Raw genomic sequence first — 3,819 nt, forward strand, 5'->3', positions numbered from 1 at the left:
CTGGTCAGCGATGAAGCCGTGGACGCCATTCCCGAGGTGATGGGAGTAGTGCGGCAGGATGAACACCGCTACCAGGTCATCGTTGGCGGAGCCGTCAACCATCTGTACGTCGAAATGACCAGGGACTTTCCCCAACTCGGCCAAGGCGGCGCCAACACCGACCCCGACGCCATGCGCGAGCTCAAATCCGAGCTACAAGGCAAGGGACCACGGGGCAAGTACGCGTGGATCAACTGGTTCTTCGAATTCCTGGCGGACTCCTTCCGCCCGGTATTGGGCGCCATGCTCGGAGCCTCGATCTTCATCACGGCCATGGCACTCCTGGCGACCTTGAAAGTCATTCCGGCGTGGAACGCCCCCGGTGTCACACTGGACGCCTCGCTGAGCTTCGTGAACCTTGCCTGGCAGGCCGTTTTCGTCTTCCTGCCCCTGATGGTGGCCTACAACGCGACCAAAAAGGTCGGCGCGGATCCGTGGGTTGGCTTTTCGATCATGGCAGTCATGATGCTGCCGGCTTTTACCCAGCTCGCCGGAGCGGACGCTCAGCTTCCCGCCGTCGTCGACGTCTTCGGCCTCCCCTTGACGATCTTCAACTACAGCTCCCAGGTCTTCCCCCCGCTGCTGATGGCGCTTCTCCTCGGCCCGCTGTACTCCTTCCTGCGCAAGGTCATCCCGAGCAACCTCCAGGTCATTTTCATCCCCTTCCTGGCGATGCTCGTCATGATCCCTGTGACCGCCTTCGTCCTCGCCCCCCTGGGTGTTTACGCCGGCAGCGGCATCGGCAACCTCTTCGTTACCGTCAACAACTTCTCGCCGCTGATCTTCTCCGTCCTGGTCGGCGCCCTCTACCCCTTCCTGGTCATCACCGGAACGGCATGGTCGGTTGTCCCGATCATGTTCCTCAACATCTCCACCCTCGGCTATGACTTCATCCAGGGCCCGATGGGCGCATGGAACTTCGGCTGCTTCGGCGTCACCGCCGGCGTGCTGATCATCGCGGCCCGCAAGAAGAACAAGCAGATGGAACAAGTCGCAGGCGGTGCCCTCACAGCAGGCCTCCTCGGCGGAATTTCCGAGCCGTCCCTCTACGGTGTCCACCTGCGCTTCGCCAAGCGAACCATCCCGGCGATCCTCGCAGGAAGCATCACAGGCGCTTTCATCATGGGCCTCGGCGGCGGCGTCACCACCAACGCCTTCCTCTTCACGTCATTGCTGACCATCCCCGCCTTCAACAACATCCCGCTCTACGCCTTCGGAATTGGCGTTGCATTCCTCGTTTCCATGGCAACGATCCTGACCCTTGGCTACGAAGGTCCCAATTCCGGAATTTTCGGCCGCAAGGCCCGCCACTCAAGCCAGGAAGTTGAGGAAAAATCCTCTTCCGCGGCCATGCAGTCGGCGAGCACCGACCAGCAGGAGCTCGTGGCACCTGCCAACGGCACCATCATCCCGCTCTCCGACGTCCCCGACCCCGTCTTCGCTGGCGGAACGCTGGGCGGCGGCTTCGCGATCGACCCCGACGACGGACGCTTCGTAGCGCCGGTATCCGGCCGGATCGTCACGGTCTTCCCCACCGGCCACGCCTACGGGATCCGGACCAGCGACGGCGTCGATGTCCTCATTCACATCGGCATGGACACCGTCAAGCTCAAAGGCGAAGGCTTTACCGCCCACGTGGCCAAGGGCGACGACGTCACTGCCGGCGATCTGCTTTGCGAAGTGGATCTCAGGATCGTCAGAGAAGCCGGCTACTCCACGGTGACACCCGTGGTCATCACCACAAAGAAGGCCGTTGACCAGCTAAGCATCACTTCCGGCCCGGCCGAAGCTGGACGCACAGTTGCCGGACGATACAGCCTCGTTGCCCCTATCGTCGTCTAATCATCAGGGCGCCGGCGTCTCGTCGCCCAGCCGATGAGACGCCGGCCCTCCCTTACCATCAACCCATTCCGTAGACAGGAAAGACCATGACAGAGAACCTCTTCCGGGTCGGCGTCCTCGGCGCCGGCGACATCGCACAAGCCGCCCACTTCCCCGCAGCCCGCAAGTCCAAAGAGATCGAACTGTACGCGATCTGCGACGCCGCCGACGACCTGCGCGACCGCATGACCCTGATCCACCAGCCCACTACGTCCTTCAATGACTATGACAAGATGCTCGCCGACGAAAACGTCGACGCCGTCGTCGTCGCCGTCGCCGACCAGTTCCACGTGCCCCTGGCAATCCGCGCCCTCGAAGCCGGCAAACACGTACTCGTAGAAAAGCCCATGGGCACCACGGTCGAAGAATCCGAGGCCCTGGTCGCTGCCCAGAAGCAAAGCGGCCGGGTTGTCCTGGTCGGCCACGAAAAGCGTTACGACCCGGGCATCGCCTTCGCCCACGACTTCATCCGCGACGAAATCGGCGAGCTGATCGGCCTCAAGCACTGGTACTGCGACTCCACCTACCGCTATACCGTCACCGACACCATCCGTCCCCTGATCGAGCACAGCGCCGCTGCCCGCCGCCCGGCCGGGGACCCCAAGGCAAACCGCCAGCGCTACTACGTGCTCGGCCACGGCAGCCACTTGCTGGACACCGCCCGCTACCTCGGCGGCCCCATCGCCGCGATCCGCGCCCGCCTTTCCACCAAGGCCAGCACCTACTGCTGGTTCCTCGACGTCGAATTCGAGAACGGCTGCCTCGGGCAGCTCGACCTCACCCTCGCCGTGCGCATGGACTGGTGGGAGGGCTTCCAGGTCTACGGCAGCGAAGGCAGCGTCATCGGCAAAATCCACAACCCCTGGTACCTCAAAGCCGCCGAAGTCCAGGCCTTCTCCGCCAAGGACGACATGTACCACCAGCCCATCGGCGCTGACGCCAACGTCTTCCGCCTCCAGCTCGAAGACCTCGCCCGCGCCGCCAACACCGGATCCACCCCACGCGGTGCCACCGCCCTTGACGGCCTCGCCAGTGTCCGCGGCATGGTCGCCCTCTCCCGCTCCGTGGAATCCGGCGACTGGGTACGCCTGGCCGACACCGAGGGAGCCGTCTAAATGCAGGTCGGAATCTTTGCCAAGACCTTCGAAGCCACCGGCATCGAAGCCAACATGGCCGCCGTCGCAGCGGCCGGCATCACCGCCGTCCAATACAACCTCTCCATCGCAGGCATTCCCACCGTGCCCGAAAAAGTGGAACCGGAGATCATCGAGCGGATCAAATCCGCTGCGGCAGCCAACAACGTCCAACTGGCGGCCATCTCTGGAACGTTCAACGCCGCTCACCCGGACCCCGAAGTACGGAACACCGGCATTGCCCGGTTCGCCGAAGTCGTACGGGTCTCAGTGGAACTCGGCATCCCCGTGATCACGCTGTGCAGCGGCAGCCGCGACGCCGAAGACATGTGGCGCCACCACCCGGATAACTCCACCCCCGAAGCCTGGGCCGACTCACGCGACTCCCTCACCAAGCTCGCCGCACTGGCAGAAGCCGCCGGCGTCGTGGTCGCCGTCGAACCCGAACACACCAACGTGGTCTCCACTGCCGACCTCGCCCGCAAAATGCTGGACGAGATCGGCTCACCGGCACTGAAGATTGTCTTCGACGCCGCCAACATCCTTGACACCGCCGATCTGTCCGATGCCACCACTCTCCCGGTGATCAACGCCGCCTTGGAAACCCTGGGACCAGACATCGCCTTGGCCCATGCCAAAGAACTGGTTCCCGGCCGTCGCGCCCTCGCACCGGGTCAGGGTGACCTGCCGTGGAATGCCATCCTCGCCGGACTGGCCCTCACCGGCTACACCGGAGCCTTGGTTATCCATGGCCTGCCCGAGTCCG

General features: G+C 63.8%; 3 protein-coding genes. All 3 read left to right on the forward strand.

What is annotated here, in order from left to right; all coding sequences use genetic code 11:
* On the forward strand, positions 1-1,881 hold a 1,881-nt coding region (locus HP499_RS21985; protein WP_172326222.1), incomplete at its 5' end, for a glucose PTS transporter subunit IIA.
* 86 nt (positions 1,882-1,967) lie between these two features.
* Positions 1,968-3,035, forward strand: coding sequence for a Gfo/Idh/MocA family protein (locus HP499_RS21990; RefSeq protein ID WP_172326223.1), 1,068 nt, complete (start codon positions 1,968-1,970; stop codon positions 3,033-3,035).
* On the forward strand, positions 3,036-3,819 hold a 784-nt coding region (locus HP499_RS21995), incomplete at its 3' end, for a sugar phosphate isomerase/epimerase (RefSeq protein WP_172326224.1).

This window comes from Paenarthrobacter sp. CM16 (assembly GCF_013179505.1).
Taxonomy (GTDB): domain Bacteria; phylum Actinomycetota; class Actinomycetes; order Actinomycetales; family Micrococcaceae; genus Arthrobacter.